Source organism: Thalassovita autumnalis, assembly GCF_001458255.1.
Taxonomy (GTDB): Bacteria; Pseudomonadota; Alphaproteobacteria; order Rhodobacterales; family Rhodobacteraceae; genus Thalassobius; species Thalassobius autumnalis.
On the sequence record NZ_CYSB01000039.1, the window covers coordinates 1 to 24203 of the forward strand.

Annotated in this window: 27 protein-coding genes; 18 read left to right on the forward strand and 9 right to left on the reverse strand. The window is 60.2% G+C overall.

The genetic code is table 11. The features are described from left to right. Positions 1-133: 133 nt before the first annotated feature. Positions 134-835, reverse strand: a complete 702-nt coding sequence (locus TL5118_RS15860) for a hypothetical protein (RefSeq protein ID WP_058245298.1) — start codon at positions 833-835, stop codon at positions 134-136. A 153-nt stretch (positions 836-988) separates the two neighbouring features. On the opposite strand from TL5118_RS15860, the gene TL5118_RS15865 reads away from it, so the two are divergent. Continuing rightward, the gene (locus tag TL5118_RS15865) at positions 989-2371 is read left to right on the forward strand and encodes a cytochrome P450 (protein ID WP_058245299.1); all 1383 of its coding nucleotides are present in this window, start codon (positions 989-991) and stop codon (positions 2369-2371) included. A gap of 139 nt (positions 2372-2510) precedes the next feature. Here TL5118_RS15865 and TL5118_RS15870 read toward each other — a convergent pair whose 3' ends face one another. Then, positions 2511-4856 (reverse strand): DNA topoisomerase IV subunit A, encoded by a 2346-nt coding sequence (locus TL5118_RS15870; RefSeq protein ID WP_058245300.1) that lies wholly within the window; start codon positions 4854-4856, stop codon positions 2511-2513. Between the two features lie 202 nt (positions 4857-5058). Here TL5118_RS15870 and TL5118_RS15875 point away from each other — a divergent pair, with 202 nt between their 5' ends. The 4 genes from TL5118_RS15875 to TL5118_RS15890 all read left to right on the forward strand — a co-directional run bounded on the left by TL5118_RS15875 (position 5059) and on the right by TL5118_RS15890 (position 7572). Then, complete coding sequence (locus TL5118_RS15875) at positions 5059-5781, forward strand: SH3 domain-containing protein (protein ID WP_058245301.1); 723 nt, start codon at positions 5059-5061, stop codon at positions 5779-5781. 81 nt (positions 5782-5862) lie between these two features. Further along, positions 5863-6696: an SDR family NAD(P)-dependent oxidoreductase gene (locus TL5118_RS15880; RefSeq protein WP_058245302.1), complete on the forward strand. Its 834-nt coding sequence runs from the start codon at positions 5863-5865 to the stop codon at positions 6694-6696. A gap of 98 nt (positions 6697-6794) precedes the next feature. Then, entirely contained in the window at positions 6795-6998 is a 204-nt protein-coding gene (locus tag TL5118_RS15885) for a twin transmembrane helix small protein (protein WP_058245303.1), read from the forward strand. Position 6999: 1 nt separating this feature from the next. Continuing rightward, positions 7000-7572 (forward strand): cob(I)yrinic acid a,c-diamide adenosyltransferase, encoded by a 573-nt coding sequence (locus TL5118_RS15890; RefSeq protein ID WP_058245304.1) that lies wholly within the window; start codon positions 7000-7002, stop codon positions 7570-7572. 14 nt (positions 7573-7586) lie between these two features. On the opposite strand, the gene TL5118_RS15895 is transcribed toward TL5118_RS15890, so the two are convergent. Continuing rightward, a complete protein-coding gene (locus TL5118_RS15895) occupies positions 7587-7973 on the reverse strand; it encodes a SpoIIAA family protein (RefSeq protein WP_058245305.1) in 387 nt (128 codons plus the stop codon). A gap of 368 nt (positions 7974-8341) precedes the next feature. On the opposite strand from TL5118_RS15895, the gene TL5118_RS15900 reads away from it, so the two are divergent. The 3 genes from TL5118_RS15900 to TL5118_RS15910 all read left to right on the forward strand — a co-directional run bounded on the left by TL5118_RS15900 (position 8342) and on the right by TL5118_RS15910 (position 10601). Further along, a complete protein-coding gene (locus TL5118_RS15900) occupies positions 8342-9100 on the forward strand; it encodes an electron transfer flavoprotein subunit beta/FixA family protein (RefSeq protein ID WP_058245306.1) in 759 nt (252 codons plus the stop codon). Further along, positions 9100-10029, forward strand: a complete 930-nt coding sequence (locus tag TL5118_RS15905) for an electron transfer flavoprotein subunit alpha/FixB family protein (RefSeq protein WP_058245307.1) — start codon at positions 9100-9102, stop codon at positions 10027-10029. The genes TL5118_RS15900 and TL5118_RS15905 overlap by 1 nt, the downstream gene beginning before the upstream one ends. Positions 10030-10256: 227 nt before the next feature. Continuing rightward, the gene (locus tag TL5118_RS15910; protein ID WP_058245308.1) at positions 10257-10601 is read left to right on the forward strand and encodes a hypothetical protein; all 345 of its coding nucleotides are present in this window, start codon (positions 10257-10259) and stop codon (positions 10599-10601) included. A gap of 57 nt (positions 10602-10658) precedes the next feature. Here TL5118_RS15910 and TL5118_RS15915 read toward each other — a convergent pair whose 3' ends face one another. The 4 genes from TL5118_RS15915 to TL5118_RS15930 form a co-directional block, all read right to left on the reverse strand. After that, positions 10659-11486, reverse strand: a complete 828-nt coding sequence (locus TL5118_RS15915; protein ID WP_058245309.1) for a DMT family transporter — start codon at positions 11484-11486, stop codon at positions 10659-10661. Then, positions 11486-12094: a DNA-3-methyladenine glycosylase I gene (locus tag TL5118_RS15920; protein WP_058245310.1), complete on the reverse strand. Its 609-nt coding sequence runs from the start codon at positions 12092-12094 to the stop codon at positions 11486-11488. The genes TL5118_RS15915 and TL5118_RS15920 overlap by 1 nt, the downstream gene beginning before the upstream one ends. Positions 12095-12223: 129 nt before the next feature. Continuing rightward, positions 12224-13876, reverse strand: coding sequence for a chaperonin GroEL (gene groL, locus TL5118_RS15925; RefSeq protein WP_058245311.1), 1653 nt, complete (start codon positions 13874-13876; stop codon positions 12224-12226). A gap of 38 nt (positions 13877-13914) precedes the next feature. Further along, complete coding sequence (locus TL5118_RS15930; RefSeq protein WP_058245312.1) at positions 13915-14202, reverse strand: co-chaperone GroES; 288 nt, start codon at positions 14200-14202, stop codon at positions 13915-13917. Positions 14203-14361: 159 nt separating this feature from the next. On the opposite strand from TL5118_RS15930, the gene TL5118_RS21190 reads away from it, so the two are divergent. After that, positions 14362-14841: a DUF6547 family protein gene (locus TL5118_RS21190; RefSeq protein ID WP_131727453.1), complete on the forward strand. Its 480-nt coding sequence runs from the start codon at positions 14362-14364 to the stop codon at positions 14839-14841. A 1-nt stretch (position 14842) separates the two neighbouring features. Here TL5118_RS21190 and TL5118_RS15935 read toward each other — a convergent pair whose 3' ends face one another. Beyond that, positions 14843-15493: a DUF2161 domain-containing phosphodiesterase gene (locus TL5118_RS15935; protein ID WP_058245313.1), complete on the reverse strand. Its 651-nt coding sequence runs from the start codon at positions 15491-15493 to the stop codon at positions 14843-14845. Positions 15494-15592: 99 nt separating this feature from the next. On the opposite strand from TL5118_RS15935, the gene TL5118_RS15940 reads away from it, so the two are divergent. The 3 genes from TL5118_RS15940 (at position 15593) to TL5118_RS15950 (ending at position 18631) form a co-directional block, all read left to right on the forward strand. Further along, positions 15593-16594, forward strand: a complete 1002-nt coding sequence (locus TL5118_RS15940) for a TraB/GumN family protein (RefSeq protein WP_058245314.1) — start codon at positions 15593-15595, stop codon at positions 16592-16594. Between the two features lie 105 nt (positions 16595-16699). Then, positions 16700-17620 (forward strand): manganese-dependent inorganic pyrophosphatase, encoded by a 921-nt coding sequence (locus TL5118_RS15945; protein WP_058245315.1) that lies wholly within the window; start codon positions 16700-16702, stop codon positions 17618-17620. A gap of 186 nt (positions 17621-17806) precedes the next feature. Beyond that, entirely contained in the window at positions 17807-18631 is an 825-nt protein-coding gene (locus tag TL5118_RS15950) for a dienelactone hydrolase family protein (protein WP_165590057.1), read from the forward strand. A gap of 60 nt (positions 18632-18691) precedes the next feature. On the opposite strand, the gene TL5118_RS15955 is transcribed toward TL5118_RS15950, so the two are convergent. Continuing rightward, complete coding sequence (locus TL5118_RS15955) at positions 18692-19093, reverse strand: GFA family protein (RefSeq protein ID WP_058245317.1); 402 nt, start codon at positions 19091-19093, stop codon at positions 18692-18694. Positions 19094-19204: 111 nt separating this feature from the next. On the opposite strand from TL5118_RS15955, the gene TL5118_RS15960 reads away from it, so the two are divergent. The 6 genes from TL5118_RS15960 to TL5118_RS15985 all read left to right on the forward strand — a co-directional run bounded on the left by TL5118_RS15960 (position 19205) and on the right by TL5118_RS15985 (position 24171). Beyond that, positions 19205-20119, forward strand: a complete 915-nt coding sequence (locus TL5118_RS15960; RefSeq protein WP_165590058.1) for a GlxA family transcriptional regulator — start codon at positions 19205-19207, stop codon at positions 20117-20119. Positions 20120-20214: 95 nt separating this feature from the next. Then, complete coding sequence (locus tag TL5118_RS15965; RefSeq protein WP_058245319.1) at positions 20215-21090, forward strand: TIGR01459 family HAD-type hydrolase; 876 nt, start codon at positions 20215-20217, stop codon at positions 21088-21090. Between the two features lie 109 nt (positions 21091-21199). After that, complete coding sequence (locus TL5118_RS15970) at positions 21200-21643, forward strand: MaoC family dehydratase (protein WP_058245320.1); 444 nt, start codon at positions 21200-21202, stop codon at positions 21641-21643. 88 nt (positions 21644-21731) lie between these two features. Further along, positions 21732-22670 (forward strand): bifunctional riboflavin kinase/FAD synthetase, encoded by a 939-nt coding sequence (locus TL5118_RS15975; protein WP_058245321.1) that lies wholly within the window; start codon positions 21732-21734, stop codon positions 22668-22670. After that, positions 22670-23125: a YcgN family cysteine cluster protein gene (locus TL5118_RS15980; protein WP_058245322.1), complete on the forward strand. Its 456-nt coding sequence runs from the start codon at positions 22670-22672 to the stop codon at positions 23123-23125. The genes TL5118_RS15975 and TL5118_RS15980 overlap by 1 nt, the downstream gene beginning before the upstream one ends. Further along, the gene (locus tag TL5118_RS15985) at positions 23125-24171 is read left to right on the forward strand and encodes a threonine aldolase family protein (protein WP_058245323.1); all 1047 of its coding nucleotides are present in this window, start codon (positions 23125-23127) and stop codon (positions 24169-24171) included. The genes TL5118_RS15980 and TL5118_RS15985 overlap by 1 nt, the downstream gene beginning before the upstream one ends. Positions 24172-24203 lie beyond the last annotated feature (32 nt).

Sequence of the window (24203 nt, forward strand, 5' to 3'; positions counted from 1 at the left end):
CGATGGTGCCGATGTTAACGTGCGGTTTGGAACGCTCAAACTTTTCCTTTGCCATTCTAAAGGCGCCTCGTGTTTAGGGGGCCCTCGCCCCGATTGATCATCGCGGGCCGTTTATTGGGTTCGGAGAGGAAAATCAAGCGTCTGTTGCATCCTCAGTGGCCTCATCGGCCCCCTGTTGCGACGTTTCGGTCGCGGTTTCTTCCGCAGCTGCCGCCTCGGTGGCATTTTCTGCCTCTTGTTCAGGGGCTTCGCCCTCCACAGCAGCATCTGCTGTCGCCGCATCCGCAGCGTCACCTTCAGGCACAAACCAGCCTTCTTCGGCATGTTGACGCTCAAGGTAGTTCTTGATCAGCCGAGCCGCATTTTCGCTGAGATTCTTGATCTGCACCTCTTTGGATTGGGTGAGGCCAGATCCGATGAAGGTTTCCCCCGACATCCGTTCCAAAACGGTGATCTGCTTGGGCTCTGCGTTCATTTTGACACCCTTGGCGTCATCCCAGACATCGAGGTTGAGGATCAACACTGATTTCGGGGAGGCCACAACGGGCAGACCGGGCTGGGCCAGCACAAACCCCTGTACTGAAACGCCAAAGTGATAGAGGCGATCGCCTTCATAGCGGTCGAATCGGGTGCCAATGGCCTGTTTCAAGGCGGTGACCCATTCTTCCTGTTCAGCGTCTCGTGACACTGGGCCTTTGACCATGTTGTTGGCCACCACGATGTTGTGACCAAAGGCGAAGTCCCCCAGCGGTTCTGGTTTTTCTTCCAGATCACCGGTGGACGAACAGGCCACCAATCCAAAAAGCGCCAGCCCCGCCAGAATTCGCATCAGCATCCCAAACCTCTCCCTTGATCCTGCAGTGCCCTCTTTGTCGAAGGCTTTCCCTGCCATACCGCAGCCACTGCGCGCAGGCAAATTGCCTCACGCGGCGCGGATGGATTGCCGTGGCAAACGTTGCACATATATCCTGATAGAGGAGGAGTGAGGATGCCCTATATCCCAGAGATCACCGGTGCCCCCAGCCATGTTGCCCTACCCGCCCATGTGCCATTGGTGCGCGAACCCTGGGGCATGTTGAAATCCCTGCGTGCGGCGCGGCAGAACCTGCTGTCGATCATCCCTGAAGTGGCGACCCGCCAACCGATGGTCAGCGGCAAAACCGGCCGGCGCTGGCATATGGTGATGGATCCCGATGCCATCCGCCGGGTGCTGCTGGAACGGGTAGAGGACTATCCCAAATCCCTGGTCACCAAGAACCTGCTGCGGCCGGCCATTGGCGAATCGTTGTTCATTGCCGAAGGCGCCCATTGGCGCTGGCAGCGCCGGGCCGCCGCGCCGGTGTTTTCGCACCGCAACGTCACCAACCTCACCCCGGTGATGAGCGCCGCAGCCGAGGCGGCCTGCGCCCGGGTCGAGGCCGCCGGCCCAAGGGCCATCAACTTGGCGGATGAAATGGTGCGCGCCACCTTTGATGTGATCAGCGATGTGACCTTTTCCGGCGATGAAGGCTTTGACCGCGCCGCCATTCACCGCGCGATTGACGCGTATATCGCTGAGGCTGGGAAGATTTCGCTCTTTGATATGCTGGGCCTGCCCGATTGGGTGCCGCGGCCGGGACGGATGGTCTCAGGCCAAGCGCTTAAAGAGATGAAGCGGGTCGCCGATGCCTCCATCGAGGGGCGGCGACAGGGTGGAGCACGGAAGGTGCCGGATCTGCTGGACCTGCTGCTGGCCGGTGAAGACCCGGAAACCAATCGACAGATGAACACCGGCGAATTGCGCGACAACCTGTTGACCTTCATCGTGGCGGGGCATGAAACCACTGCGCTGACATTGGGCTGGGCGCTTTACCTGATGGGGTTTGATCAGGCCGCCCAAGACAGGGCGCGGGCGGAGGCGCAGGCAGCCTTTGGCAAGGGGACCGCCACCGCGGCGCATCTGGAACAACTGCCGTTCCTGCGCCAGATCGTGGAGGAAACCCTGCGGCTATACCCGCCGGCGGCGATCCTGTCGCGAACTGCGCAGAAGGAGGATACGCTCGGTGGGCGTGACGTCTACCCGGGTGACACAGTGATGATCCCGATCTATGCGCTGCATCGCAATCAGCTGCTGTGGCAGGACCCGGATCAGTTTCGCCCCGAGCGGTTTGAGAACCGCAAAGCGATCCAGCGTTATGCCTACCTGCCCTTTGGCGACGGGCCACGGATCTGCATCGGCGCCTCTTTCGCGCTGCAAGAGGCGGTGATCATCCTCGCCACCTTGCTGGCGCGCTACCGGTTTACCCCGGTGCCCGGCCATACACCGAAACCCGTGATGATCCTGACCCTGCGCCCCGAAGGCGGCGTCTGGCTGCAGGCAGAGGCGGTTTAGATCGCGGAGGTATATGGGGCGTTGCCCCCTTGGCCTGCGGCCAATTCCCCCAGAGTATTTGGGAAACGTTGAAAGCGATTTGGCAGCCCGCCGAAGGCGCCAAAAATAGAGCGGGCCCCGCGAGGGACCCACATTTGAATTAGGTAAATTTCATATCACGGGGGAAGCCATACGGGGGCTTCTTGCCAACGCCGGCGCGTTTGCCCAGCCATTCGGACATATCCGGCTCATGGCGGGTTTTGCCGCCGCCCATTTCCCAGCTGAGCCCCTGTTCCCAGGTGAAGGTGGTGATGTCCGACAGGCCGCCGTCCAGCTCCAACGTGCCCTGCCGGCCGCGCGCCATGTTGTATTTCTGCAGGCGCACCCCTTTGCCGCGAGTCATCTCTGGCAGTTCTTCCACCGGGAAGACCAGGAATTTTCCGTTCTGGCTGACAATGGCGACGTGATCGCCCGCGATGGGGCGAACCAACTGGGCCTTCACATCGTCTTTGACGTTCAGCACCTGTTTGCCGGTCCGGGTCTGGGCCAGGATCTCATCCTCGGGCACCATGAAACCGTTGCCTTCGGTGGAGGCGACCAGCAGTTTCTGACCGGGGCGGTGAATGAAGAGATCAATGATCTCCGCCTCATTCGGGATATCCACCATCAGGCGCAGCGGTTCCCCCATGCCACGGCCACCCGGCAGGTTCGACGATTGCAGGGTATAGAAACGCCCGTTGCTGGCAAAGACCAGCAGGCGATCGGTGGTTTCGGCGTGGAAGATGAAACGCGCGCCGTCGCCGTCTTTGAACTTCAGCTCACGCTTCAGATCGATATGGCCGGTCATGGCGCGGATCCAGCCCATCTGCGAGCAGACGATGGTGATCGGTTCGCGGTCGATCATCGCCTCCAGCGGCACCTCTTCGGCTTCCACGGCTTCGGCGAAATCGGACCGGCGTTTGCCCCCTTCGGAACTGCGGCCAAACTGTTTGCGGGTCTCTTTCAGCTCTTCGCTGATACGGATCCATTGCAGGTCTTCACTGCCCAAGAGTTCCAGCAGGCCGGCGCGTTCTTCCAGCAGGGCGTCGCGTTCGCGGGTCAGCTCGATCTCTTCCAGGCGGCGCAGGGAGCGCAGGCGCATGTTGAGGATCGCCTCGGCCTGAACCTCGGTCAGTTCGCCCACACCTTCGCCCGCAGGCAATGGGGAGCGGTAATCGCTCTCATCCGTGGCGCGCGGTTTCTTGTCGGCCCAGTTTTCCGCCATCAGCGCCTGTTTCGGCGCATCGTCATAGCGGATGATGTCAATCACCCGGTCGAGGTTGAGGAAGGCAATGATCAGGCCTTCCAGCACCTCAAGACGGTGATCGATCTTATCCAACCGATGTCTGGACCGGCGTTGCAGCACATCCCGACGATGATCCAGGAAGGCGCGCAGCACCTCTTTCAGCGAACACACTTTGGGTGTCACGCCATCAATCAACACGTTCATGTTGAGCGAGAATTTGATTTCCAGATCCGAGTTGCGGAACATCAGGTTCATCAGAACCGCCGGATCTACGTTCTTGGACTTGGGTTCCAGAATCAGGCGGATGTCATCGGCGGATTCGTCACGTACATCGGCCAGAATCGGGATCTTCTTGGTCTGGATCAGCTCAGCGATCTTTTCGATCAGCTTGGACTTCTGCACCTGATAGGGGATCTCGGTGATCACGATCTGCCAGGTGCCACGGCCCAGATCCTCAACCTCCCACTTACAGCGCAGGCGGAAGCTACCGCGCCCGGTGGCATAGGCTTTGGCGATGTTTTCGCGCGGCTCCACGATCACGCCGCCAGTTGGGAAATCCGGCCCCGGCACATAGTTCAGCAGGGTCTCATCCCGGGCATCGGGTGTCTTGATCAGATGCAGGCAGGCGCCAATCAGCTCTTCGATGTTATGGGGCGGAATATTCGTCGCCATGCCCACGGCGATCCCTGCGGCGCCATTGGCCAGAAGGTTCGGGAAGGCGGCGGGCAGAACCACAGGTTCGTTGAGCGTGCCATCGTAGTTTTCGCGGAAATCAACGGCGTTTTCATTGAGGCCTTCCAGCAGCGCCTCAGCCGCGGCGGTCATCCGCGCCTCAGTATAGCGCGAGGCCGCGGGGTTATCACCGTCAATGTTGCCGAAGTTGCCCTGACCGTCGACCAGCGGGTAGCGTACGTTGAAGTCCTGCGCCAGACGCGCCATGGCGTCATAGATCGCGGCGTCCCCGTGCGGGTGATAGTTGCCCATCACGTCGCCCGAGATTTTGGCAGACTTCCGGAAACCCCCACTTGCCGAGAGTTTCAGCTCACGCATGGCGTAAAGGATTCGCCGATGCACCGGCTTCAGCCCGTCACGCGCATCCGGAAGCGCCCGGTGCATAATCGTGCTGAGTGCATAGGTGAGATAGCGTTCGCCAATGGCCCGGCGCAGAGGCTCGGCCACTTCCAGCTGGTCCATATTGGGGTCGTCGGTCACGTCAGTCATAGATGCTGTGTAGCCGCGCAGGCTGACCCCGACAAGCCTTGCGCCGTTGAATTTGCTGCTTGCACACGCCGCCGTGCCAGATTCGCAGCACCCCACCACCTAGGGGGGAAGTTTATCAGCAGAGTCCCCATGAGGGGCACTGATATGGTAAGATACTTGCATTGATATCATTTCCTTTTACTCCCCCCGAAGGAGGTGCGGCATGTCGCGCTTCGTTTTTCTATCTTTGATCTTTATGGCGCTGGCTTTTTATGAGTTGAGCGGCGGCGATAGTTTTGACCCCGAGGCTGAGGGCGCGTTGCGTCAGGCCGCACGTGGCGCGGACTCCGCACCACCAACCGCCGGCCAGCCCACGCCCGAAGTGGCCCGTCAGGCCGTCGACATCAGCCTGAGCATTCCAGCAACGGACCGGGCCGCGCCCGCCCCAAAACCCGTGCCACAGCGGGAGCGTTTCGCGCAGATGCCGCTGCCCCGGTTTGAGGTCGCGCGCCTGCCGCTGGTGCGGGCCACAGATGTGCCCGTGCAGGTTTCCGTCGCCAACCCGCAGCCATCCGCAGGACCCGCCACCCTGACCGATGATGCCACCAGCGCCGACATCGTCGCAGCGATTGCAGCCGAGGTTGTGGCTGAGCGTCAGGCGGGATTTGATCCCCAGCGCACGCAGGTGATTGACGCCGTGCCAGAGGTCGACCTGCGCCAAGTCATCGTCAGCCGCGCCAATATGCGCAACGGCCCCGGCACCCGGTACAATGTCCTGCTCAGCCTGCCCCGCGGCACCGCCGTGAAGGTTCTGCAAGATCCCAGCACCGGCTGGCTGAAGCTGCAGGTGCGTGATGGGGTGGCAGAAGCAGGACGCATCGGCTGGATCTCCGCCAAGTTGCTCAGCGCCAAGGTCACGCCGCCGGAAACCGCGCCCCCCCGCTGACAGTGCAGAGATTGCGTCAGCCAACTGAATGCCCTAGCCCTTTTGCCAGCAGTGCAAACAGGGAAGAGGCGCATCACGGCCATGGCACAAAAAACCATTTTGATCACCGGCTGCTCTTCAGGCATCGGCTATGACGCCGCGCATGGGCTAAAGGCCGAGGGCTGGCGCGTCTTTGCCGCCTGCCGTCAACAGAAAGACTGTGACCGGCTTGCGGCGGAAGGTCTGGAAACCGTGCAGCTGGATTACAGCGATGAGGCTTCGATCACCGCAGCCCTCACCCATGTGCTGGACCAGACCGGTGGCACGCTGGATGCGCTGTTTAACAACGGGGCCTATGCCTGCCCCGGCGCCAACGAGGATCTGCCGCGCGGCGCCCTGCGGGAGGTTTTTGAGGCCAATGTCTTTGGCTGGCACGATCTGACCCGGCAGGTGATCCCGGTGATGCGGGCGCAGGGGCATGGCCATATCGTCAACTGCTCATCTGTACTCGGGCTGGTGGTTGCGCCCTGGCGATCGGCCTATAACAGCAGCAAATTTGCACTGGAGGCGCTGACCGATACGCTGCGCATCGAAATGCGCGACACCGGTATCAAGGTGGTGTTGATCGAACCCGGCCCGGTCACCTCCAACATTCGCAAAAACGCCATTCCGCATTTTGAAAAATGGATCGATTGGGAAAACTCACCGCGGGCGGATCAATACCGGGCGACGCTGAACAAGCGGCTGTATAAGGACAGCGACAAGAAAGACACCTTTGAGCTGCCGCCCTCTGCTGTGACCGCCAAGCTGCTGCGCGCATTGAACAGCGCCAATCCGCGGCCCCGTTATTATGTCACCACGCCGACCTATATCATGGGCACATTGCGCCGCCTCCTGCCGACACGGGCGCTGGATTGGCTGCTGGCCAAAGGCTGACCTGCCCCTCCGCGCAGCAGCCCGCGACGAATTAGGGGCTTGCACGATGCGCCCGCACCTCTACATCAGGGAAAACCGAAAAAAGGGAATTGGGGATAATGGCTGACGATCCGCTGTTTTACGTTGTGGCCTTTGCCTGTCTGGGCGTGCTGGTGATCCTGATGTTTGGGATCGGCGGCTTTGCCAAAGGGGGCGAGTTTAACAAGAAATACGCCAACAAGCTGATGCGCTGGCGCATCGCGGCCCAGTTCATCGCTGTTGTGCTGATCCTTGGGTTTGTCTGGCTGCGCGGGGGTTTCTGATATGGTGGTCCTGAACAAGATCTACACCCGCACCGGCGACAAGGGTGACACAGCACTTGGCAACGGCACCCGTGTGGCGAAACATTCGGCGCGGGTGAACGCCTATGGCACCGTGGATGAGTTGAACGCGACGCTGGGTGTGGCGCGGCTGCAGGCCGAGGGTGAGATGGACGCAGCGCTGGGGCGGATGCAGAACGATCTGTTCGATCTGGGCGCCGACATGTGCCGCCCCGACATGGACAAAGACGCCGAGGCCGAATACCCGCCGCTGCGTGTCTCCGACGCACAGGTCGAACGGCTGGAAGCCGAGATCGATGCGATGAACAAGGACCTGAGCCCGCTGCGCAGTTTCATCCTGCCCGGTGGCACCGCCCTGTCCGCCCATTTGCATGTCTGCCGCACCGTGGCGCGCCGCGCCGAACGTCTGGCGGTGGAACTGGCGGCGGATGAGCTGGTGAACCCGGCAGCGATCAAATACCTGAACCGTCTGAGCGATTGGTTCTTTGTCGGCGCCCGCGTCGCCAACGAAAATGGCGCCGACGATGTGCTCTGGGTGCCGGGCGCGAACCGGTAATCGGCTTAGCAGGCCTAGGCAGGGGCGCTTGCAGGCGCCTCTGCCAGCCAGGCTTCAGCGGCCTTTTCCTGATCCAGATCGAAGGCTTTGATGTCGATGCCACCGAACAGGCTGCCTTTCATCTCGGCGGCAGATTGCAGCCAGCTGGCATCGGTTAGAACGGCACAGCGATCGTAGCAGCTGAGCAGACCAAAAAGCGCAGGCAAGCGCGTCATCTCCACCCCGATGGCTGCGAAGCTGGGCATCGCAAAGTCTGGGATCCGGTAAAGCATGACGCCGCCGGTAATGCCTTCGGAAAGGCTAATCAGGTCATCCAGTCCTTTGCGCATTTCTTCAGCGTCGACCTTCCCGCTCAGGGTCAAGTCTACTCGGTTCGGGGCAATCTTGGTCACAGCTAACATGGCGGTCACTCCTTTCCCCAATAGGATAGCAGCCGCCCGCACGACATACCCTGATCGAGGTCAAGGCTGACAGCCCCTCCGCAATGACCGGGTGATTCCTTTTGTGGCGCTCAACGCGCGCGAGGAGCCTACGGCCAGAACACGGATTCGCGCTGATATACAGCCGCGACACTCAGTTTCACCCTTCCCCAGGGGAAGCTGCAAAATTTCAGCAACTTTTCTGTCGCAAAAAATGCGGAACGCGGCGTCCTTTGGCGCTAACGTGACGATTTTGCCCTGTTTTGCCATCGCGCAAGAATATAACAAAGGCACATAGCATTTCGGCACTGCAGCAATTGTGGCGCCAAGCACTGAAGGGAGACCACGAAATGAAGGTACTCGTACCTGTCAAACGTGTGATCGACTATAACGTGAAAGTTCGCGTGAAAGCGGACGGCAGCGGCGTCGATCTCGCCAACGTCAAGATGTCAATGAACCCATTCGACGAGATCGCCGTCGAAGAGGCCATTCGCCTGAAAGAAGCAGGCAAAGCCGATGAGGTCGTTGTGGTCTCGATCGGTGTGAAGCAAAGCCAGGAAACCCTGCGCACTGCACTGGCCATGGGCGCCGACCGCGCCATCCTGGTGAACGCGGCTGACGATGTACATCAGGACATCGAACCGCTGGCCGTTGCCAAGATCCTGAAAGCCGTTGTCGACGAAGAGCAGCCGCAGCTGGTCATCGCCGGTAAACAGGCGATCGACAACGACATGAACGCGACCGGCCAGATGCTGGCGGCGCTGTTGGGTTGGGGTCAGGCGACCTTTGCGTCCGAAGTGGACGTGGATGGCGATGCTGCCACCGTGACCCGCGAAGTGGACGGCGGTCTGCAGACCATCAAGGTGAACCTGCCGGCGATCATCACCGCCGACCTGCGCCTGAACGAGCCGCGCTACGCCTCGCTGCCGAACATCATGAAAGCCAAGAAAAAGCCGCTGGATGAGAAAACCGCCGCCGACTACGGCGTCGACACCACCCCGCGTCTTGAGGTCGTGAAAACCGGTGAGCCGGCAGAACGTGCCGCAGGCATCATGGTTGGCTCGGTTGATGAGCTGGTTGCGAAACTGAAAGAAGCGGGGGCTGTATAATGGCTGTTCTTCTGATTGCTGAAGTTGCAAACGGTGCACTGGCCGTTGATGCGACCGCCAAAGCCCTGACCGCCGCCAAGGCCCTGGGTGACGTAACCGTTCTGTGCGCTGGCGCAGGCTGCAACGGCGCCGCCGAAGCCGCCGCCAAGCTGGATGGCGTTTCCAAAGTGCTTTGCGCCGATGACGCGGCCTATGGCAACGGTCTGGCCGAACCGATTGGTGATCTGGTTGTGTCGCTGGCTGGCGATTATAGCCACATCGTTGCGCCCTCGACCGCGGCTGCGAAAAACCTGCTGCCGCGCGTGGCTGCCCTGCTGGACGTGATGGTCCTGTCGGACGTCACCGCCGTTGTGGACGCGGACACGTTTGAGCGCCCGATCTACGCTGGCAACGCGATCCAGACCGTCAAATCCTCGGATGCGACCAAGGTTCTGACCGTGCGGACCTCGACCTTTGATGCCGCTGGCGAAGGTGGTTCGGCTGCTGTCGAATCCATCGCTGCAGCTGGCAACCCCGGCCTGTCCGAATGGGTTGAAGACAAGGTTGCCGAAAGCGACCGTCCCGAGTTGACCTCGGCCGGTGTGGTTGTTTCCGGTGGTCGTGGCGTTGGTTCCGAAGAGGACTTCGCCCTGATCGAGAAACTGGCTGACAAGCTGGGCGCCGCTGTTGGCGCATCGCGTGCCGCAGTCGACTCGGGCTATGCCCCGAACGACTGGCAGGTGGGCCAGACCGGCAAGGTGGTGGCACCGGATCTCTATATCGCTGTGGGTATCTCGGGCGCGATCCAGCACCTGGCAGGTATGAAAGACTCCAAGATCATCGTTGCGATCAACAAAGATGAAGAAGCACCGATCTTCCAGGTTGCTGACTTTGGTCTGGTCGCCGACCTCTTCGCGGCTGTGCCTGAACTGACCGAGAAACTCGGTTAAGTCGCACGACTTGCGAACGTTCTGGCCTGATGCCGGAACGGAATAGATCCCGAAACGCCCCGCATCCTCATGCGGGGCGTTTTGTTTCAACACTTCACGTGATGGCGAATTTCCCTCACATGCCAGTGATATGCGCTGTAACGCCGCAGCCCACTGCCTATTTGCGCTACACTCAAGGCGCGCTCTGCCGTTCCTGAGTACATGATTTAAGTGTGAGGAGAATTCGAATGAAAGCTGTATTGATCGCCGCCCCTGCCCTTTTTCTGGTCGCAGGATGTATGACCACCGAAGGGGCCGATAGCCGACCGCAGGGCCACTCAAACGGGGTGACCATTGTCGGGGCAACGCCGCCGAATGCTCAGGCAACCGGCGCGCAGCCACGGGTCATTTCGGAACAGGAACTGCTGACATCTGCCGGGTCCGGCACCGGGACGACGGGGTCGACTGGCACGTCATCCAGCTCAACCGGTATCTCCCGCGACAATATCGTCGGGACCGTGTCCATCCCCACCACAAACCCTGCTGGCACCGTTACCGCTGGCGATCGGGTGTTTAACCCGGCAAACCTCTAATCCAGCTTAAGGGCGGCCCGTATTGGCAGGTCCTCCCGGGTCTTTCCAATCGGGCCGCTAGCCGCGTTTGGCCGCCAGGGCCACGCCCAGCAGCACAATGCCGGTGGCCAGCAGGAATTCGAAATCCGGCCACTCCGCCAGCAATAGCGCGCCGCCTAGAATGGCCAAAACGGGCACGCTCAACTGTGCCACGGCCGCGCGTCCTGCCCCCAGTTGCGGCAGTAGCGCATACCACAGCGCATAGCCCAGCCCCGATGTCACCGCGCCCGAGGTGATCGCCAAGACAAGCGCGGGCGTGGACATATGCCAATCCGCCCAGATCAGCGCCACCATGCCAAAGGGCACCGCCAGCACGAAGTTTGCCGCCGTATCACCCAGAGGATCCTTCGCGCCCCGGCCGATCAGCGAATACACCCCCCAGCCAACCCCCGCGAGGGCCATCATGCCAGCGGCACCGCTGGACAGTTGCGCCCCCTCCCCCGGCCACAGCAGCCAACAGAGCCCGGTCATCGCAACGCCCACGCCCAGCCAACGGGTGACCGGGATTACCTCACGCAGGACCAGTGCACCAAGGAACATCGTGACCTGCACCATCCCAAACAACACCAGCGCCCCGGCCCCGGCATCCAGTGCCTGATAAGCCAGTGAAAACCCAAAAAGGTAGAGCAGCAGGCTCGCCACCCCAAAGGCACGGGACGGCTGCAGCCATTGCACCGTACGCGGCCGCAGCAGCACCAACAGGCCAAGCATCCCGGCCCCAGAAAGCAGACGCACAACGGCAAAGCCCAGAGCATCCGCACCCGCCTGCACAATGCCTGCCCGGTTCAGCAATGAATTGGCCGCAAAGGCTGCCATTGTCAGGGCGACAAGCAGGAACAGCCGCATCAGACGGGTTTCACAAACTTGCGCCGCGCCTCGGCAGCTTTTTCGCGCATCGCGCAGCCTTCGGCATGGTCATTGATCAGCCCCATCGCCTGCATGAAGGCAAAAACCGTGGTTGGGCCAACGAATTTCCAACCGCGTTTTTTCAACGCTTTGGATAAAGCAACCGAGGCCGGTGAAGTGGATTGCGTCTGCGGTTCGCCCAGCTCTTCGGGGGCGGGCTCAAAGCTCCAGACAAAGGCGGCGATGGATCCGGCCTCGGCCACCAGCTCCTGCGCCCGGGCCGCGTTGTTGATCACCGCTTCGATTTTGCCACGATGGCGTACGATGCCAGCATTGCCCAACAGACGCTCCACATCCTGCGGGCCATATCGGGCCATCTTGTTGAAATCAAACCCATCAAACGCCGCGCGGAAGTTTTCGCGCTTGTCCAAAATGGTGCGCCAGCTGAGGCCTGACTGAAAGCTTTCCAGACAAAGCTTTTCAAACAGCCGAATATCATCGCCCACCGGATAGCCCCATTCGGTGTCATGGTAGGGCAAGAACGCCTCCACCGTGCCTGCCCAGGCACAGCGATGGCGCCCATCGGGACCTTCGATCAATCGGCTCATCTGTCTCTCCGTCAAACAATGACGGAACATTAACAGAACATCCGGTGAGGGCAATTCACCAATCTGTCATTCCAAACGAAAAGGGGCCGCCCAAAGGCGACCCCAATTCTTCCGGATGGAAGGCGTGACTTACATCATGCCGCCCATGCCGCCCATGCCGCCCATGTCCGGCATGCCGCCGGCAGCTGCGCCACCGTCTTTGGACGGTTTGTCAGCAACCATTGCTTCGGTGGTGATCAGCAGACCAGCAACCGAGGCCGCATCTTCCAGAGCGGTACGGGTTACTTTGGCCGGGTCGATCACGCCGAAGGAGAACATGTCACCATATTCTTCGGTCTGAGCGTTGAAGCCAAATGCGGTGTCGTCCGATTCACGGACTTTGCCCGCAACAACGGCACCGTCAACACCGGCGTTCTCAGCGATCTGGCGCAGCGGCGCTTCGATGGCTTTGCGAACGATGTTGATGCCTGCGTTCTGGTCAGCGTTGTCGCCTTCCAGACCTTCCAGTGCTTTGCCAGCCTGAACCAGTGCAACACCACCACCAACGATGACGCCTTCCTGAACAGCAGCGCGGGTCGCGTTCAGAGCATCGTCAACACGATCTTTACGCTCTTTCACTTCCACTTCGGTCATACCGCCAACCTTGATCACAGCCACACCGCCGGCCAGTTTGGCAACGCGCTCTTGCAGCTTCTCACGGTCGTAGTCCGAGGAGGTCTCTTCGATCTGGGTGCGGATCTGGCCAACGCGGGCTTCGATCTCAGCCTTCTCACCAGCGCCGTCCACAACAGTGGTTTCGTCTTTGGTGATGGTGACTTTCTTGGCGGTGCCCAGCATGTCCATGGTGACCGACTCAAGCTTCATGCCCAGGTCTTCCGAGATGACCTGACCACCGGTCAGGATCGCGATGTCCTGCAGCATGGCCTTACGGCGATCGCCGAAGCCCGGAGCCTTAACAGCAGCAATTTTCAGGCCGCCACGCAGTTTGTTCACAACCAGAGTTGCCAGGGCTTCGCCTTCAACATCTTCGGCAATGATCAGCAGCGGTTTCTGCGACTGGATCACCGATTCCAGCAGCGGAACCATCGGCTGCAGCGACGAGAGTTTCTTCTCGTGCAGCAGGATCATGCAGTCTTCCAGATCTGCGATCATCTTGTCAGGGTTGGTGACGAAGTAAGGCGACAGGTAACCGCGGTCGAACTGCATGCCTTCAACAACATCGGTCTCGGTTTCCAGACCTTTGTTTTCTTCAACGGTGATAACGCCTTCGTTGCCAACTTTCTGCATCGCGTCTGCGATCTGCTGGCCGATTTCGGCTTCGCCGTTTGCCGAGATGGTGCCAACCTGGGCAACTTCGTCGGAGTCTTTAACTTCACGGGCCGAGGCAACGATGCCTTCAACAACCTTGGCGGTTGCCAGGTCGATGCCGCGTTTCAGGTCCATCGGGTTCAGACCAGCTGCAACCTGCTTCAGGCCTTCGCGAACGATTGCCTGTGCCAGAACGGTTGCGGTGGTGGTGCCGTCGCCTGCTTCGTCGTTGGTGCGGGAAGCAACTTCCTTCACCATCTGGGCGCCCATGTTCTCGAACTTGTCTTCCAGTTCGATTTCCTTAGCAACCGATACACCGTCTTTGGTGATGCGCGGTGCGCCGAAGGATTTGTCGAGGACCACGTTGCGGCCTTTCGGGCCCAGGGTCACTTTCACGGCGTCAGCCAGAATGTTTACGCCGCGCAGCATTGCGTTGCGGGCATCGGTGTCAAACTTGACGTCCTTAGCAGCCATTGTGCTTGCTCCTGTTACTTAAATTCTGTCGTCGACAATCAGGCAATGATGCCCATGATGTCGGATTCTTTCATGATCAGCAGCTCTTCACCGTCGACGGTGACTTCGGTGCCGGACCATTTGCCGAACAGGATTTTGTCGCCTTCTGCAACGTCCATGGCAACGCGGTTGCCCGCATCGTCCTTGGCGCCTGCGCCAACTGCAACAACCAGGCCTTCCGCCGGCTTTTCCTTGGCGCTGTCGGGGATGATCAGCCCACCTGCGGTTTTCTCATCGCTCTCTACGCGGCGAACCAGCACGCGGTCATGAAGCGGTTTAAATGCCATCTCTGAGGCTCCTCAGCTCAAAGTTTGTCCCGGTCCCCTTCTCATGAAGCAGGACCGTTAGCACTCACCAGTGTCGAGTGCTAACGGAGGCATAGTTAGGAATGGGTCCAAGGGGAGTCAACAGTTTGTGAGGCGATTTTTTTGACAGGGCTGAGGCGAATGGTTTACTTAAAACCAAGCCGCATTTGCGTTGACAGTTTGTCTTTGGTGAAAGTTAGAACTTTGTCTCAGCGAGACGACCTCCCCTTCACTCCGGGCCAAGCCCACAGCTACCGATGGTTCATCGATGAGCTTGCCGCAGTCGCGAGAAACTCAGTTCTATCTCGCCGCATCCAAAGAAATGGCCATCCGGTGCGGAATGCAGATCCCGAAGGCTTACCCCTCTCTGAGGGTGAAACAGCACTGCGCGATCTCTTTTTATCGCTCACACCTGCGCAACGCCGAATTCTAACCGCGTTGATCGAACAATCTCGCCAATCTGCGGCACATGACCTCGCCGTATTTTTGGAAGATCAGATTGAATCGGGAAAGGTTGCTCTGTCCATAGATGGCGCTCCGCTAGCAGAAAGCCCATACAGCGGCTATGCCTTTGATCTGACGTGCAGGCTAGCCGGTGATGATTGGCCGGAGCTGCCCTGAACTACCCCACAACTTCCCGCCCCGCCTCTGTCAACGCATAGATGCCTTTTTCCACCCGTTCGAACCAGCCGTAGTGATTATCGGCCATGATCCGGGTGGCGCGGGTCACCTCGGCGCCTTTGGCAACCAGCGCGCCTTTGGTCGGGCCGTGTTCGGCCAGATAGGCGGCGCAACGCAGCGCCTCTTGCCGGTAGGAGGTCACAAGGCCAGCTCGGGTAGCACCGCCTTGGTTTGGGTCCCCTTCGCGGCGCTCAAATTCCGCCATCAGCGTAGTTTTACGCCGTTTCACTTTGCGCGGCTGAAACGGGGCTGGATCGTGATGCACCTGCACTGCGCCCTCGGGTGAGATGCTGATCACCCCAAGCCCCAGACGTTTGCAAAGCCCCAGATTGCCCTTGAACGCCTTATAGCCGGGCCGCCCCTTCCAGCGCGGCACCGCCAGATAGACCTGATCCGTCACCCGCTGCCGGGCAACGCCTTGCTGCAGCAAGGTCAGCGAAAACCCTGTTTTCAGTTCAACAATCACTGGGGGTTCATCGCCGCGCAGGGCAACCACATCCGCCGCGCCAATCTCAGCCTTAACCTTATAGCCCAACGCCTCAAAAAACGCTTTGACGGGCGGGTACAGGTCGGTCTCGGAGATTTTGCTCATGTGGATTTCTAGATCGGTTTGACGCGGTGACCAACCCCTGCTTGCACGCGCGATTGGATCGGCTATCGTGACCACAATTAGTTAACCTAAAGGTGTGTCGTGATCCGCATTTTCCTCTCCACCCTGTTGGTCTGCTTTGCCAATCTGGCCCATGCACTCTGCAACGAAGAGGCCACCCTGCCGGCAGATGTATTGCAACGGTTGCGCGCAGAAGCGGCGCAGCATCCGTTCCATCAGGGCAACCTGTGGCAGGTCGAAAAGGACGGCATCACCTCATACCTCTTTGGCACCATGCACCTTCATGATCCCCGCCACGCGGGCTCGATGGCGCGGTTGAAACCGCTGATCGCGGCCTCAGACACCGTATTGGTTGAGATCACCAAAGCGGGGGAAGCGGAGCTGCAGAAAGAACTGATCGGCGATCCCAACCGCTACCTGATCACCGAAGGCGACAGTTTGATGGACCGTCTGGGCCCGGAAGCCTGGGACAAGCTGACCGTACAGCTGGATGGCCGCGGTATCCCGCCCTTTATGGCGGCGAAGTTCCAGCCCTGGTTCCTGGGCTTTTCCATGATGCTGCCGAAATGCGCGATGGAGGATCTGCAGGCGGGACGTTTTGGCATCGATAAGGCGATTGAGGCTGAAGCGGTCGCAATCGGGAGGCCGGTGGGCGGCCTTGATGATGTGGCGGCGCTGATCGCCTATTTTGCCAAAGATCCGCTGGATCAGCAGGTTGAGGAACTGCGTTGGAGCCTGATGCTGGATCTGCCGATGGATCCCGGCAGCGCAGGGCTGAGCAATTTCTATTTCGCCGAGGAAACGCAGCTGGCTTGGCACTATAGCCTTTATGAGGTTGAGCGCGTGACCGCGGACCTTGCCCAAGCGGATCAGGACAGGCTGACGGCGCTGGTATCCGAAATGCTGGACGACCTGATATCAGGTCGCAATCAGCAATGGATGGAGCAGCTGTTGCCAACGCTCAACCAGACCCGCAGCTTCGTGGCCGTCGGCGCGCTGCACCTGCCGGGGGAACAGGGGCTGTTGAACCTGTTGCATCAAGAGGGGTTCTCGGTGACCGCGCTGTCGATGGATCAGCGCTAATGCCACAGCCCCAATGGAGCGGCATTTTGGATTGGTGACAAACCTAATGGTCGCGCCTATAAGCCCGGCCAAGCCTCTGATATTTAGATTCTCAAGGATCCTCCTATGACCACCCAGGTTTTTGGCCACAAATCCCCCGACACTGACTCCACCGGCTCGCCCATCGTTTGGGCCTGGTATCTGAACGAAGTCAAAGGCGTTGCTGCCGCCCCGAAACTGCTGGGCGAACCCAACACCGAAGCGCTGTTCATGCTGGACCGCTGGAACCTCGACAAACCGGAAATCATCGACGGTGTTGAAGCTGGCGCCCCGGTTGTCATCGTGGACACCAACAACCCCGCTGAACTGCCCGAGGGCATCAATGACGCGGACATCACCGCGATCATCGACCACCACAAGCTGGTGGGCGGTCTGGAAACCAAAGGCCCGATCGATATCACCATCCGCCCGCTGGCTTGCACCGCAACCATCATGTACGATCTGATGGGCGAAGATGCCGCCAAGATGCCCGAAGCCGTCAAAGGCGCAGCCCTGACATGCATCCTGTCGGACACGCTGGAATTCCGTTCGCCCACCACCACCGACCGGGACCGCGAAGTTGTTGCCGCACTGGCCGCAGATCTGGGCGTGGACGTTCCGGCCTACGCGGCTGAGATGTTCGCCGCTAAGTCCGATGTTTCGGCCTTCTCGGATGCCGAGCTGATCCGCATGGACTCGAAAGAATACGAAGTTGACGGCACCAAGTTCCGCGTCTCGGTTCTGGAAACCACCGCACCGGAAATCCCGCTGGGCCGCAAAGACAGCCTGATGGAGACCTACAAAACCGTTCAGGCCGAAGATGGCGTGGATGAGGTTCTTCTGTTTGTTGTCGATATCCTGAAAGAAGAAGCCACCCTTCTGGTGCCGAACGATCTGGTCAAAGGTGTTGCCGAGAAGAGCTTCGGCGCCACCGTGGAGGGCGATCTGGTTGTCCTGCCCGGCATCATGAGCCGCAAAAAGCAGATCATCCCGAACCTCAAGGTCTGATCACCTGCCTCAGCAGAGATACAGTAAAAATACGGGCGCCCTTCGGGGCGCCTTTTTCTTTTGTTTTCAGCTGGATAAATCACATCACTGCGCGGACATGTAATCGCTTACACAGCTTATTTCTATAGTTCTGCGCCCTGCTGCCGTTAGCGAACGAAAGAACGTCCAACAGCATCGGTGATGATTATGACCCCCAAATCTGTCCTCCTCGCATTGGCCATCTCCTCGATCGCCACCTTCGGTCACACCCAGGAAACCGTCACTTTCCAAGCCTCGCCCATTGAGCCCACTGCCTTCAAAGTGAAGCGCGCCAAGGCAACAGGGATTGAACTGAAGGCCACCCCCGGGATCGAACTGTCGGGCCAGTTTTTTGCCTCCTCCGCGGGTGGAAAATCCCCGGCGGTGGTGATCTTGGTAAGCGGTGACGGGCTGCAGGACTCGCATCTGAATTGGGCCGCGCATCTGGCCGAACAGGGCTACGCGGCGCTGGTGGTTGATAGCTTTGGGTCCCGCGGCGGGTTCAACGCGATGGACACCGCAGGCGTCGACTACAACGACGATGCCGTCAGCGGCTACCGTTACCTCAGCAACCGCGATGATGTAGACGCCAGCCGGATCGCCGTGCTTGGCTTCTCCACCGGTGGGGCGCAGGTGATGTCTGTCACCAATGAGGCCACGGCGCGCATCCCGGACAGCTTCACCCCCTATGCAGCCGTCTCGCTTTACCCGATCTGCCCGCCCGATGGCGTCAACAAATGGCCGCTGCTGATTGTGGCCGGTGACGCGGATCAGATGATTTCCCTCTCCAGTTGTACCGCCCATGTGGAAAACAGCCAGTCGCAAAATCACCCGGCCCAGCTGGAAGTCTACCCCGGCGCAACGCATTTCTTTGACAACCCGATGTATGCCGCTGACGGCGATCTGGGCATGCTGGGCTTTGACTACAGCGAAGCCGGCCATCAGGAAGCACTGGCACGGGTGGTCGACTACCTGAACACCGTGGGCAGCTAACAACCGCCACCGCAACACACCAAGGGCGCCGGATCGGCGCCCTTTTTCTTTGCGCCACCGTCAACCCAGCGGCGGCAGCCCCTCAAATTGCGGCAGATCTTCGGGGATTTGGTGAAACGGTTGTTTCTCCCCCACAAAGATTGCCGCGCGGGGCGCTTTGAAATCCTCAGGCGCGTCCAATGTGCCCACCTTGATCATCACCAGCGCCATCCCCTTGCGGCGGCTGACCAACTGGGTGCCACAGGTGGCGCAGAAATCCCGCGTGGCCTTAGCATCCACATCGCGGGTGAACTGGGCGGGTGTGCCAGCTGTGTAGCGAAACCCAGCCTCGGGCACAGCCATGAACAGGTTTGGTGCGCCCCCGGCATAATGTGTACAGGCCCGGCAATGGCATTGTGCCTTAAAAACCGGTTTGCCCGAAACCTCATAGCGCAGCGCGCCGCAATAACATCCACCTTGCATTTCTGCCTCCTGTCTTTGGATTCAGCGGCAGGCTGGACGGGCGGCAGGCAAAACGATAGCGTCACATATGACATTATCCTGACCGTATGTGACAAATATCCTGGCTTTGACATGACCGCCCCCCTGAACGTGACCCTCCTGCGCCCTGATCCACATCAGGCGTCCAGCTTTGCGATCTGTGTTGAGATGGTTGAAACGGCAAACCGTGTCGCCCGGATGCATGGGCAATTTGATCGCTTCAAACTGACCATCACGGCCCCGCCCGAGGTCCCACAGGGCACTCAGCTGGTGCTGGTGCCAGGGCTTGGGCTGGCCACCGTGGGTGAGTTACGGCGCACCATGGTGCAGCCGGGGTTTGAGGCACTGATCACCGCATTGCGGCAGATCCCAAATGAGACGCCCATCGCCGCTGCCTGTTCCGCCACATTTGCCCTTGGCGCTGCCGGGTTGCTGGACGGGCAGCACACAACGGGCCCCTGGTGGCTGATGCCGCATCTTGCGCATCTGTTTCCCCGCGCCAAACTGCGCCAGGGCGACCTGATTGTTGAGGACGGGCGGATCACCACCGCCGGGGCTGCCTTTGGCCAAATCGATCTGATGCTGCACCTGATCACCCGCTATGCCGGTGCCGCAATTGCCGAGGATTGCCGGCGATTCCTCATGGCGGACAGTCGGCCCAGCCAGCAGCCTTATGTTTCAGTCGCAACGCTGGTGGCGGGGGATCCGGCCCTGCAACAGGCCGAGCTTTACCTGCGCCAGAACCTCGCCCAGCCAATCACCGTTGCCGATATGGCAGCGGCTGCAGGTCTGGGCCAACGCAGCTTTGCCCGGCGCCTGCAGAAACACGCGGCGCTGACGCCGACAGAGCTGCTGCAAAGTCTGCGGATCAGCGAAGCGATCCGGCTGGCCCGCAGCACCCGCCTGCCACAGGAGGAAATTGCACATCGGGTTGGCTACGGCGATGCCACCGCACTGCGCCGCCTGATGCGCAAACGCGGCATGGGCACCCTCGACAGCTACCGTTAATCGCCCTGTTGCCACCCTGCGCTTTGGCATGGGATAGCCATTTCCCCACAGCTGTGGCATGCAAGCCCCAACGCTTTTTGCAAAGAGACGCACCCATGACCCAGATCATCACCGCCCTGTCCGAGGTTTCCAGCCAATATGACGCCCTGTTCGTCGATCTCTGGGGCTGTGTTCACAACGGCGTCACCGCCTACCCTGAGGCCGTGGCCGCCCTGCAGGACTACCGCCGCAAGGGTGGGATTGTGGTTCTGGTCACCAATTCCCCCAAACCACGTGCGGGCGTTGCGGACCAGCTATCGCAATTTGGTGTGCCAGATGATGCCTATGACACCATCGCCACCAGCGGTGACAGCGCACGGTCCGCTATGTTCTGTGGTGCGGTGGGCGAAAAGGTCTATTTCATGGGCGAATGGCAGCGGGACGCCGGCTTCTTTGAACCGCTGAAGCTGCTGGACAACCCGGTTGAGATCACCCGCGTGCCCCTGGCGGAGGCCGAGGGCATCGTCTGCTGCGGCCCGTTTGACACCATGGCCGACCCGGATGTGAACCGTGCCGATTTCCTTTTGGCCAAACAAAAGGGCCTGAAGCTGCTGTGTGCCAACCCTGACATTGTGGTGGACCGGGGTGAGGTGCGCGAATGGTGCGCCGGGGCGCTGGCCAAGCTTTACACCGAAATGGGCGGCGAAAGCCTCTACTTCGGTAAGCCGCATCCGCCGATCTATGATCTGGCGCGGCGCCGCCTGAACGCGATCGACAAGGACATCGAAGACAGCCAGATTCTGGCCATTGGTGACGGTCCGCACACTGATATCTCGGGCGGTATGGGTGAAGGCATCGACACCCTGTTCATCACCGGCGGTTTGGCACGTGCAGAAACCAAGACCACCGACCAACCTGATCCTCAGGCGTTGTCAGACTATATTGCCCGCGAAGCGGTGGCGCCGACCTACAGCATCGGTCAGCTGCGGTAAGTTTTCGTTACATTAGGGCTTGATTTTCTGCAGCTGCGAAGTAATAAAGTTGCAACTTTTCGCACCCTGAGGTCCGAAAATTACGCACTCGATTCTTATGGAGGGTCAAATGTTGGATAACATGCCACGCGGCACCATCTACATCGAAGATCTGGAAGTGGGCATGAGCCGTTCACTGCGCAAGGTCGTCACCGATGAAGATATTGAGATGTTCGCCCAAGTCTCGACCGACCATAATCCGGTTCATATGGATGAGGCCTATGCCAAAGACACCATCTTTGGCGGCCGCATCGCCCATGGCATGCTGACTGCGGGGCTGATCTCGGCCGTGATTGGCGAACAACTGCCCGGTCATGGCACCATCTACATGGGCCAATCGCTGAAGTTCATGGCCCCGGTGCGCCCCAATGATATGGTGCTGGCCGAGGTGGAAGTCACCGAAATTGACCTGAAAAAACGCCGGGTCGAATTGGACTGTCGCTGCCTTGTGGGTGGCAAGCCGGTGCTGAAGGGCCACGCGACCGTTCTGGCCCCCTCCAAGAAACTGGATTAAGGCATCGGGCACCTAGGTGCCCGACAGTGCGATCCTGCACAAAACATCACGCTTGATCCCGGCGCAGAGGGCAGATACCCCATGCCCCATGCGTATCATCCGAGACTACAGCTTTGTCACCGAAGAGGACCGCGGCGCTGCTGCGGCCATTGGGAATTTCGACGGGGTCCATCTGGGCCACCAGTCGGTGATTGACCTCACCCGCGCCATTGCTGCGGACAGCGGTGTGCCGCTGGGGGTGATGAGTTTTGAACCACACCCGCGCCAGTTCTTTGCCCCGAAGGCCCCCGCCTTCCGCCTGATGAGCCCCGAAGCGCGCGCCCATCGGTTGGACAAGCTGGGGGTGGAGCGCCTCTATGAACTGCCGTTCAACGCCACGCTTTCAGCCCTGACACCTGAGGAGTTTGCCAGCAAGGTCATCGTGGATGGTCTGGGCCTGACTCACGTGGTGGTGGGCGCGGATTTCTGTTTTGGCAAAGGTCGCGCCGGGTCCGTCGAAGATCTGAAACGCTTTGGCGCGGACATGGGCTTTGGCGTCACCGTGGCCGAACTGTTGCATGGCCATAAGGGCGAAGTCTCCTCCACTGCGATCCGCGACGCCCTGACCGACGGGCGGCCGCGTGATGCGCAGGCCATGCTGGGTCACTGGCACCGGATGGACGGTGAGGTGATCGGCGGCGATCAACGCGGCCGCGAGCTGGGCTACCCCACCGCAAACATGTCGATCGACGGGCTTCACCGGCCCAAACTGGGGGTCTATGCCGTGCTGATCGACGTGTTGGATGGCCCACACGCCGGCAGCTACCACGGTGCCGCGTCGCTGGGCGTGCGGCCGATGTTTGGCGAGAACAAACCCAACCTTGAAACTTTCATCTTCGATTTCTCCGGCGACCTTTACGGCGCGCAGATCTCGGTCGGTCTGGTCGACTACCTGCGCCCCGAGGAAAAGTTCGATAGTCTTGAGGCGCTGATTGCGCAAATGGACGCGGACTGCGCCAAAGCACGCGACATTCTGGCGGCGCTGTGATGCCGCTGAACCTGCGCAAAAACTTCTGGGAGAAAGTCCCCCTCACCAAGATGAGCCGCCCCGAGTGGGAGGCGCTGTGTGATGGCTGTGGCAAATGCTGCCTGAACAAACTGGAGGATGAGGACACCGGACAGGTGGCGCTGACCAATGTGGCCTGTCGCCTGCTGGACGATCAGACCTGCCAGTGCAGCCAATACCCGATCCGCCATAACTTCGTGCCGGAATGCATCGTTCTCAGCCCCGACAACATGGAGCAGAACCTCTACTGGATGCCGGAAACCTGCGCCTACAAGCTGATGTGGAACGGCCAGCCGTTGCCCGATTGGCACCCGCTGAAAACCGGTGACCCTGAGAGTGTGCACAAAGCAGGGGTTTCCATGCGGGGGCGAACGGTGCCAGAGTTCGAGGTCGATGATGACGAGTGGGAAGACCACATAATTGAGGAACCAATCTGATGTTTTTTGCGTCCGATAACGGGGGACCGGTCCACCCGCAGATCATGCAGGCCCTGGCAGCTGCGAACGAAGGCTACCGCGTCGGCTATGGTGCTGACGCTGAGATGGATCGCGTGCGCGACATGGTGCGCGAGATCTTTGAAGCGCCTGAGGCCGCCGTTTATCTGGTGTCCACGGGCACGGCCGCCAATTCGCTGGCGCTGGCGACCATGTGCAAACCCTGGGAGACGATTTTTTGCTCGACCCGCGCGCATATCCATGAGGATGAATGCAACGCGCCAGAGTTCTATTCCGGCGGTGCCAAGCTGACGCTGGTGGGCAAAGGGGACAAGATGACGCCTGAGGCGCTGCGCACCTCCATCCTGCTGGAAGAAAACCGCGGCGTGCATGGCCCGCAGCGCGGCCCCCTGTCGATCACTCAGGTGACAGAACTGGGCCATGTCTACACACTGGACGAAATCAAGGCGCTGACCGCAGTTGCCAAGGAATACGGCATGTCCAGTCATCTGGACGGGGCCCGTTTCACCAACGCGATGATCACGCTGGGCTGCTCGGCCGCTGAAATGACCTGGAAAGCAGGCATTGATGCCGTCAGCTTTGGCGGCACCAAAAACGGCTGCATGGGTGTTGAAGCTGTGGTCTTCTTTGACCCGTCGCTGGCCTGGGAATTCGAACTGCGCCGCAAACGGGGCGCGCATCTGTTTTCCAAACACCGTTATCTGTCGGCCCAGATGCTGGGCTATCTGGAGGGCGATCTGTGGCTGGAAACCGCACGGCAGGCCAATGACAGCTGCGCCCGTCTGGCCGAAGGGATGCGGGCGATTGACGGCGTGAATTTCACCACCACGCCAGAGGCCAACCTGTTCTTCGCCGAACTGCCGCGCCGCCTGCACAAGAAGGCGTTTGAGGCCGGCGCCTACTACTACATCATGTCCGGCGAGCTGGAAGGCGACGACCCTGAGGAGATGCTGCTGGCCCGCTTTGTGGCCGATTGGTCCATCGGTGCCGAGGGCGTGGATGCCCTGCTAGCCGCATACAACGCCTAAGCCAAGCTGGTGGGCCGCATGGCCCACCAAAT

Excerpts from the sequence above, each read along its gene's own strand:
- TL5118_RS15860 (WP_058245298.1), bottom strand. The coding sequence starts at position 835 with ATGCTGATGCGAATTCTGGCGGGGCTGGCGCTTTTTGGATTGGTGGCC.
- TL5118_RS15865 (WP_058245299.1), top strand. The coding sequence starts at position 989 with ATGCCCTATATCCCAGAGATCACCGGTGCCCCCAGCCATGTTGCCCTA.
- TL5118_RS15870 (WP_058245300.1), bottom strand. The coding sequence starts at position 4,856 with ATGACTGACGTGACCGACGACCCCAATATGGACCAGCTGGAAGTGGCC.
- TL5118_RS15875 (WP_058245301.1), top strand. The coding sequence starts at position 5,059 with ATGTCGCGCTTCGTTTTTCTATCTTTGATCTTTATGGCGCTGGCTTTT.
- TL5118_RS15880 (WP_058245302.1), top strand. The coding sequence starts at position 5,863 with ATGGCACAAAAAACCATTTTGATCACCGGCTGCTCTTCAGGCATCGGC.
- TL5118_RS15885 (WP_058245303.1), top strand. The coding sequence starts at position 6,795 with ATGGCTGACGATCCGCTGTTTTACGTTGTGGCCTTTGCCTGTCTGGGC.
- TL5118_RS15890 (WP_058245304.1), top strand. The coding sequence starts at position 7,000 with ATGGTGGTCCTGAACAAGATCTACACCCGCACCGGCGACAAGGGTGAC.
- TL5118_RS15895 (WP_058245305.1), bottom strand. The coding sequence starts at position 7,973 with ATGTTAGCTGTGACCAAGATTGCCCCGAACCGAGTAGACTTGACCCTG.
- TL5118_RS15900 (WP_058245306.1), top strand. The coding sequence starts at position 8,342 with ATGAAGGTACTCGTACCTGTCAAACGTGTGATCGACTATAACGTGAAA.
- TL5118_RS15905 (WP_058245307.1), top strand. The coding sequence starts at position 9,100 with ATGGCTGTTCTTCTGATTGCTGAAGTTGCAAACGGTGCACTGGCCGTT.
- TL5118_RS15910 (WP_058245308.1), top strand. The coding sequence starts at position 10,257 with ATGAAAGCTGTATTGATCGCCGCCCCTGCCCTTTTTCTGGTCGCAGGA.
- TL5118_RS15915 (WP_058245309.1), bottom strand. The coding sequence starts at position 11,486 with ATGCGGCTGTTCCTGCTTGTCGCCCTGACAATGGCAGCCTTTGCGGCC.
- TL5118_RS15920 (WP_058245310.1), bottom strand. The coding sequence starts at position 12,094 with ATGAGCCGATTGATCGAAGGTCCCGATGGGCGCCATCGCTGTGCCTGG.
- groL (WP_058245311.1), bottom strand. The coding sequence starts at position 13,876 with ATGGCTGCTAAGGACGTCAAGTTTGACACCGATGCCCGCAACGCAATG.
- TL5118_RS15930 (WP_058245312.1), bottom strand. The coding sequence starts at position 14,202 with ATGGCATTTAAACCGCTTCATGACCGCGTGCTGGTTCGCCGCGTAGAG.
- TL5118_RS21190 (WP_131727453.1), top strand. The coding sequence starts at position 14,362 with ATGGTTTACTTAAAACCAAGCCGCATTTGCGTTGACAGTTTGTCTTTG.
- TL5118_RS15935 (WP_058245313.1), bottom strand. The coding sequence starts at position 15,493 with ATGAGCAAAATCTCCGAGACCGACCTGTACCCGCCCGTCAAAGCGTTT.
- TL5118_RS15945 (WP_058245315.1), top strand. The coding sequence starts at position 16,700 with ATGACCACCCAGGTTTTTGGCCACAAATCCCCCGACACTGACTCCACC.
- TL5118_RS15950 (WP_165590057.1), top strand. The coding sequence starts at position 17,807 with ATGACCCCCAAATCTGTCCTCCTCGCATTGGCCATCTCCTCGATCGCC.
- TL5118_RS15955 (WP_058245317.1), bottom strand. The coding sequence starts at position 19,093 with ATGCAAGGTGGATGTTATTGCGGCGCGCTGCGCTATGAGGTTTCGGGC.
- TL5118_RS15960 (WP_165590058.1), top strand. The coding sequence starts at position 19,205 with ATGACCGCCCCCCTGAACGTGACCCTCCTGCGCCCTGATCCACATCAG.
- TL5118_RS15965 (WP_058245319.1), top strand. The coding sequence starts at position 20,215 with ATGACCCAGATCATCACCGCCCTGTCCGAGGTTTCCAGCCAATATGAC.
- TL5118_RS15970 (WP_058245320.1), top strand. The coding sequence starts at position 21,200 with ATGTTGGATAACATGCCACGCGGCACCATCTACATCGAAGATCTGGAA.
- TL5118_RS15975 (WP_058245321.1), top strand. The coding sequence starts at position 21,732 with ATGCGTATCATCCGAGACTACAGCTTTGTCACCGAAGAGGACCGCGGC.
- TL5118_RS15980 (WP_058245322.1), top strand. The coding sequence starts at position 22,670 with ATGCCGCTGAACCTGCGCAAAAACTTCTGGGAGAAAGTCCCCCTCACC.
- TL5118_RS15985 (WP_058245323.1), top strand. The coding sequence starts at position 23,125 with ATGTTTTTTGCGTCCGATAACGGGGGACCGGTCCACCCGCAGATCATG.